Genomic DNA, 6,452 nt, shown 5'->3' with positions numbered 1-6,452 from the left:
CAAGGAGTTTTTCGTTCTGTCTGCGCCAGAAGAGGTGCGAATTATAGAGAGATTCAGAACCACGTCAACCGTTAATTTGAACTTTTCACAAAAAGTGTTCTAAGCGGCTGAATTACCCTTATTACCTATATAGAAGGGAAACACGGGATGAGCAATATATTGCCCACCCGACCAATCTTAAGCATCATAGCGGCCTTACCCGACTTACCCGCCGACAGTGGACCTGACACCCAATGATTAACAACCCGCGCCCCATTACAACCATTATGTTTCCCATCGGGTTACTGCTGATTGCCATGGCGTCGATACAGACAGGCGCCTCACTGGCGAAAACCCTGTTTCCTCTGGTAGGCGCACAAGGCACGACGTCTTTAAGGCTGATTTTTGCCAGCATCATTTTGCTTCTAGTGCTCAGGCCCTGGCGTGCACGCTTCACCGCCAGGTCGCTACGTACGGTGTTTATCTATGGCATCGCCTTGGGAGGCATGAATTTCCTGTTCTACATGTCGCTACGCAGCGTACCTCTGGGGATAGCCGTTGCGCTGGAGTTTACCGGGCCACTCGCCGTAGCGTTATTCGCCTCCCGCAAGCCATTGGATTTTGTATGGATTGGCCTGGCAGCCACCGGACTGCTCTTGCTCATACCCATCGGCCAGGAAACCGCCAACCTGGATATGACTGGCGTGGCTTATGCCTTGGGTGCCGGCATTTGCTGGGCAGCCTACATCTTGTTTGGTCAGAAGGCGGGCGAAGATAACGGGATTCAGACTGCAGCTCTAGGCGTGCTCATAGCGGCGATCTTCATTGCGCCAATTGGAGTGGTCCACGCTGGCCCGGCGCTCTGGGATATAAGCCTGGTACCCACAGCCATTGCTGTTGCAATCCTGTCTACCGCCCTCCCCTACAGCCTGGAGATGGTCGCTTTGACCCGAATGCCGGCCCGCACATTTGGCACCCTGGCCAGTATCGAACCCGCCTTCGGCGCCTTGTCAGGGATATTGTTCCTCAGCGAGCACTTGAGTCTGACGCAATGGCTGGCCATCAGCGCAATCATCATGGCTTCGGCAGGCGCGACCCTTACAGCACGGCGCGACACCGCGCAATTGATACCTGCTGATTGAAGACTGTTTCATTGAGAAGTGAGATGTCACTAGCATTTGTAACGTCGTTGAGCCATGTTTAGGGCTTGGCGACGCTTGAAACGGATTTTCGAATCAGGCACGAGTGTCGAGTCAGGTTGCTGAGCAATACATTCAAGCGAGCATCTGGCTTTGGATAATTGCCAGGGTAAGGAAGGGAATGAAGTATATTTTTATAGCGCTGATGGCCCTGATTGTTGCGGGCTGTGCAGCCACATCGAAACCGATCAAACAAGGCAAGCGCGGGATTCACATCAACTGCTCCGGATTGTCCTCGTCGTGGGACCAATGCTATCGAATGGCAACTGATTCCTGCGTTTCAAAAAACTACAGGGTCATCGCCAAGTCGGGTGATACCGTCGAAGATCCTGGCGACTACCCGTTCGGATTGAATCCGGCGGGCTATACCAGTCGCAGCATGATCATCATTTGCAAGAAACCTGCTAAACCTTGATGCCACCCCGGCGGGACGTGGCGTTGTCGCCCGCCCGCGGGATGCCTACGTCAGATGGCAACGGTCCGGGTGCGCAGCCAAAGCAATGCGGCACCTTGCAAAAGAGGGCTGAGACGCTGATTGACTTGCGCGTGGTAGTTGTTCAGCCAATCACGCTCCTCGGCAGTCAACGCGTCTACATTAAGGCATCGAGTATCGATCGGGCACAGGGTCAGGGTTTCGAACTCCAGGAACTCCCCGAACTCGGTTTTACCTGCCTCACGATTGATCACCAGGTTCTCGATTCGAACACCCCAACGTCCCGGCCGATACGTTCCCGGCTCGATGGAGGTGATCATACCCGGCTGCATTGCCGTCTGCGGGGTAGCGGGTGCTTGATAGGCAATCACCTGCGGCCCTTCATGGACATTCAGGAAGTACCCAACGCCATGACCGGTGCCGTGCCCGTAATTGACGCCGTCAGCCCAAATTGGCGCACGAGCAATGGAATCCAGCAACGGGGAAAGTATCCCCTTTGGAAAGCGGGCACGTGACAGCGCAATGACTCCCTTCAGGACCCTCGTACAATCGCCCTTCTGCTCAGCACTTGGCGTGCCGATCGGCACCATGCGAGTGATGTCCGTAGTACCTCCCAGATACTGGCCACCGGAATCGATCAGCAACAGGCCATCACCCTCGATCTGCGCGTATTCCTGCTCCGTCGCCCGGTAATGAGGCATAGCGCCGTTACCATTAAAGCCAGCGATAGTGGCAAAGCTGGCTGAAATGTAGCCAGGTCGCCGCTGCCGGGCCTGCCCCAACTTCTCATCAATGGTCAATTCGCTCACAGGCTCGCTGCCCAAAGCCGAGTCGAGCCAGCAGAAGAACTCACACAGCGCAGCGCCGTCTTGCTCCATTGCCTGGCGGATGTGCCCAGTGTCAGTCTCACTTTTCTGGGACTTGAACAGTGTGGTCGGGTTCAGCCCTTCAATTAGCGAGACTTCAGCGTCAAGGTAGTCGAGCAGGCCACACGTCACCCGAGCCGGATCAATCAGCAGCCGAGCATCCTTCGGCACTTCGCGCAGGGCCGCGCCGATCTGGGTGTACTCCAGCAACGTGATGCCATCCTGCTCAAGGCTTTGGCGAACGCGGGCATCAATCTTTTTCGAGTCAACAAACAGACTGACGCTATTGGGCCCGATCAAGGCAAAGGAAATGAACACCGGATTGTAGGAAACATCAGCACCGCGCAGATTGAACAGCCAGGCGATGTCATCCAGGGTCGCAATGAAATGCCAGTCTGCACCGCGCTCGGTGATGACTTGACGCAGACGCGCGAGCTTCTCAACTCTTCCAATAGAAGCTTGTGGAGGTAGATGCTCATAGATCAGATTGGTCGGCAACGCCGGCCGGTCCTGCCAAAGCTCGGTGAGCAAATCCAGATCAGTACGCAGGCGTGCGCCGCATTCGTAGAGTTTGCTCGCCAATGTCCGGGATGAAGCGACCGCCAGCACCGCCCCATCAACGGCCACTACGCTGTCAGCCTTGGCCTGTTCGGCGAGCCATTCCAGCGGTCCTTGTTGACCCGGCAAAAGCTTGACCAATTCAATCCCGCTTCCGGCCAGCTCTTTGGTTGCCTGTTCCCAATAGCGGCTATCCGCCCAGACGCCGGCGAAGCTCTGAGTAATGATCAGCGTGCCGACGGAACCATGGAAACCTGACAACCATTGCCGCCCTTGCCAATACCCAGGCAAGTACTCTGAAAGATGCGGGTCGGCAGAGGGCACCAGGTAAGCATCGATTCCCTCCCGACTCATCAAAGCCCGCGTCTGTGCAAGGCGTTGCGCGACTGCAGCGCTGGTATCCGATTGCTTGCTCATTGGTTCTCCTGCTGACCCGAAAAATTGACCTGTGACGGGGCAGATAATGGAGCACCTGTAAGGACTGAGCAACCGCCCAGAACGCCGGCTGCACTTGGGTTACCTCGATCAGCCCAGGGCCTTGGCCGATATCACCCTCGCGGGTAAAGCACCCTGACTCAAAAAGATCAGGCCAAACCGAAAGCGGATCACCTCAACAACCTCCCTTCCTGGCAGGGGGACAGCCTCTCCTACGCACTCGTCCTGATTCATTCGCAAGCAGCTAACTTCGAAAAAATCGCTTCCTACCGGATTGAAAATGTCACGTTAGGCCAAACGGACTAACCAGAGTCCCGCCGATTCGACACATCACATCCAGGCGATTTTCACACCGCCTTGATGACAAACTAATGATCGCTGCCATTTAAACTTTAGAGAGGACGCACATTCAAAAGACAACTTGCTAACTCCGTAAGCCCGACTAACTTCTGGCGTTAAAAAAACGACTCATGCAGCCATTCACCTCGTATCCAAGCTGTTGTAAAACCGTCCAAAAACCGTCACCGCACCGAAGCAGTGCACGCGATGTTTTTTTGACTCTTAATTAAATCAATAGGTTACATAAAAACTAAAACCGCTTATCAAAAACTTAACAGAATGTTGACGAAATAATTTGACAGAAAGCTCGCCCCCAACGATATATATGCGTGTCAGACATTTTCTAGCCCGTGCAGCACTGCCACAGAGCAATGCGCAGGAATTGTTTTTCAATCTACTTTCTTGTTCTGCCCAAGACGTTAGTTGCCTGTACGGTGTGCTATTAGCGCCGATCAACGTCTTTTGTCCTTATAAACCAGCTTATTACTGAGTGTGCTCGGTGTGGCGGTAGCGTGGCCTGAGATCCTCAAGACGAGGCAGACGGTTAATCGAGCAACGGTAAAAGTATTGAAGTTGTCTGCGCATCTGGATCTGTGGATTCGGGCGGTAGCGTGGCTAAACAAGTTGAGCCCCAGGGAGTCAGGCCCAATCACCTGCTCCGGGGCTTGCCCTTAAGCCAACAAGGATGAAATCCATGCCTGCCTCATTTGCCATGACATCCGAGCAGATCAAGCAAATGGCCGACGACATCAACACGTCAGGCTTCACCCAACTGCGCGGCGTGCTCAGCCCGGTCGAGCTGCAACAGTTACGGACCTACACCCAGGCCCAGGCAGAATTACATCGGGGCGAATATTTCGCCCATCACGGCGAGAAAGCACTCAACGGTTGCCCGTTATCGGCCATCTGGGAAGACACTCACTTCAAGCAGATGCTCGCCAGCCTCTATCGGCAGGGCTTTGGCGCCGAGCCGGCCAGCCCGCAGATTTTCCCTGTCTTGCGTTGTGTTCAAGGCAATCAAGGCCTGCGCGAATCCAACAGCTTCCACTTTGATGCCAGCCTGGTGACAGTCCTGGTGCCGATCTTCATTCCCTCGGAAGGCGAGCAGCGCGGCGACCTGATGCTGTTTCCCAACCTGCGCAAGACTCACCGCAACGTGCTGTTCAATGTCCTGCAAAAGGCTTTCGTGCAGAACAGCTTCATTCGCAAGTTGATGGTCATGGGGATCAGAAGAGGCTGGCTCAAACCCAAAACCCTGACTCTTGCCCCCGGCGATATTTACCTGTTCTGGGGTTATCGCACCTTGCATGCCAATGAGCCCTGCAGCCCTGAAGTAACCCGGGCCACGGCCATCTTTCACTTTGGCGATCCCCACGCGGGGAGCTTGAGCACCCGACTGATTCTGCGGCTGAACCAGCGTCGGGCACGGCGCGCCAGCCAGAGAGCCGGAGCCAAACCTTCGCAGCCCACCGCGCTTTAAACCCAGAGAACAACGTTCAACGTCAAACATGGAGGCTTCGATGATCAACGTAACCAAATCTTACCTGGGTGATATCGACAGGTTCAAAAAGTACGTGGAAGGCATTTATGCCCGCGGCTGGTTGACCAATCACGGGCCCCTGGTGACAGAACTGGAAGAACGCCTGAAGGATTATCTGGGCGTCAAACACATCATTCTGACCAACAATGGCACGCTGGCCCTGCAAGTGGCCTATCGCGCACTGAACCTGAGCGGCAGCGCCGTGACCACACCGTTCAGCTTTGTCGCCACCAGCAGCACGCTGCAATGGGAAGGTATTCGGCCGGTGTTTGCCGATATTGATCCCCATACCTGGAACATTTCGCCGGAACACATTGAAAGTCGCATCCAGGCCGATACCACAGCGATCGTCGGCACCCATGTGTTCGGCAATCCTTGCGCGGTTGAGCGCATCGAACAGATCGCCCTCCAACACAAACTGAAAGTGGTCTACGACGGCGCCCATGCGTTCGCCGTGCGCCATGCTGGCCAGTCGGTTCTCAACTGGGGCGATGTCAGCACCCTGAGCTTCCATGCGACCAAGCTGTTCCACACTATCGAAGGCGGTGCGATCATCACCAATGATGAAGAGATCGCCAAGCGCGCCTTTCTGCTCTGTAACTTCGGCATCGCGGATATCGACAAAATCGACGGCATTGGCATCAACGCCAAGCTCAACGAGTTTTCCGCGGCCATGGGCCTGTGCATTCTCGACGACATCGAGAACATTCTCGAAGAGCGTGCTGAAATCGCCTACCGCTATACCTCGCGACTGGAAAACTATCTGGACCTGCAGCAGGCCGAGGCCAACAGCGAACTCAATAACAGCTACTACCCGATTGCGCTGCGTGACGAGCAACAATTGCTAAGCGTGCGCACCGCGCTGAACCACCGGGACATCAATCCTCGGCGCTACTTTTACCCGTCACTGGACACCCTGGAATACCTGCAGCCCCAAGTTGCGCAGGAGCAATCACGCGCCCTGAGCGAGCGGGTGCTGTGCCTTCCGATCTACCCGGGCTTGCAAAAGCATGACCAGGATAAAGTGATCAGCACCCTGATTGAAGAATGCAGCGTGAGTGATGTGCACTACATCAGTCCTGTCATCGCTCAGGCTGTTTAAG

5 protein-coding genes are annotated in these 6,452 nt (G+C 55.1%); 4 read left to right on the top strand and 1 reads right to left on the bottom strand.

Features of this window, described 5'->3' with window-relative positions; all coding sequences use genetic code 11:
* The first annotated feature begins 233 nt into the window (after positions 1 to 233).
* The gene (gene rhtA, locus IV01_RS00005) at positions 234 to 1,121 is read left to right on the top strand and encodes a threonine/homoserine exporter RhtA (protein ID WP_032632065.1); all 888 of its coding nucleotides are present in this window, start codon (positions 234 to 236) and stop codon (positions 1,119 to 1,121) included.
* A gap of 178 nt (positions 1,122 to 1,299) precedes the next feature.
* A complete protein-coding gene (locus IV01_RS00010) occupies positions 1,300 to 1,593 on the top strand; it encodes a hypothetical protein (protein WP_032632063.1) in 294 nt (97 codons plus the stop codon).
* 50 nt (positions 1,594 to 1,643) lie between these two features.
* On the opposite strand, the gene IV01_RS00015 is transcribed toward IV01_RS00010, so the two are convergent.
* Positions 1,644 to 3,452: an aminopeptidase P family protein gene (locus IV01_RS00015; protein ID WP_032632062.1), complete on the bottom strand. Its 1,809-nt coding sequence runs from the start codon at positions 3,450 to 3,452 to the stop codon at positions 1,644 to 1,646.
* A gap of 1,051 nt (positions 3,453 to 4,503) precedes the next feature.
* On the opposite strand from IV01_RS00015, the gene IV01_RS00020 reads away from it, so the two are divergent.
* Both IV01_RS00020 and IV01_RS00025 read left to right on the top strand, forming a co-directional pair.
* Complete coding sequence (locus tag IV01_RS00020) at positions 4,504 to 5,289, top strand: hypothetical protein (RefSeq protein ID WP_154232303.1); 786 nt, start codon at positions 4,504 to 4,506, stop codon at positions 5,287 to 5,289.
* 40 nt (positions 5,290 to 5,329) lie between these two features.
* Positions 5,330 to 6,451 carry a DegT/DnrJ/EryC1/StrS family aminotransferase gene (locus tag IV01_RS00025; protein ID WP_032632059.1) on the top strand — a complete coding sequence of 374 codons (1,122 nt, stop codon included), beginning with the start codon at positions 5,330 to 5,332 and terminating at the stop codon, positions 6,449 to 6,451.
* The last annotated feature ends 1 nt before the right edge of the window (position 6,452 follow it).

Origin of the sequence: Pseudomonas syringae (genome assembly GCF_000737245.1) — a bacterium.
GTDB classification, from domain to species: domain Bacteria; phylum Pseudomonadota; class Gammaproteobacteria; order Pseudomonadales; family Pseudomonadaceae; genus Aquipseudomonas; species Aquipseudomonas syringae_J.
Note: the sequence above shows the minus strand (reverse complement) of the source record. Positions and strands in the feature narration are given on the sequence as shown.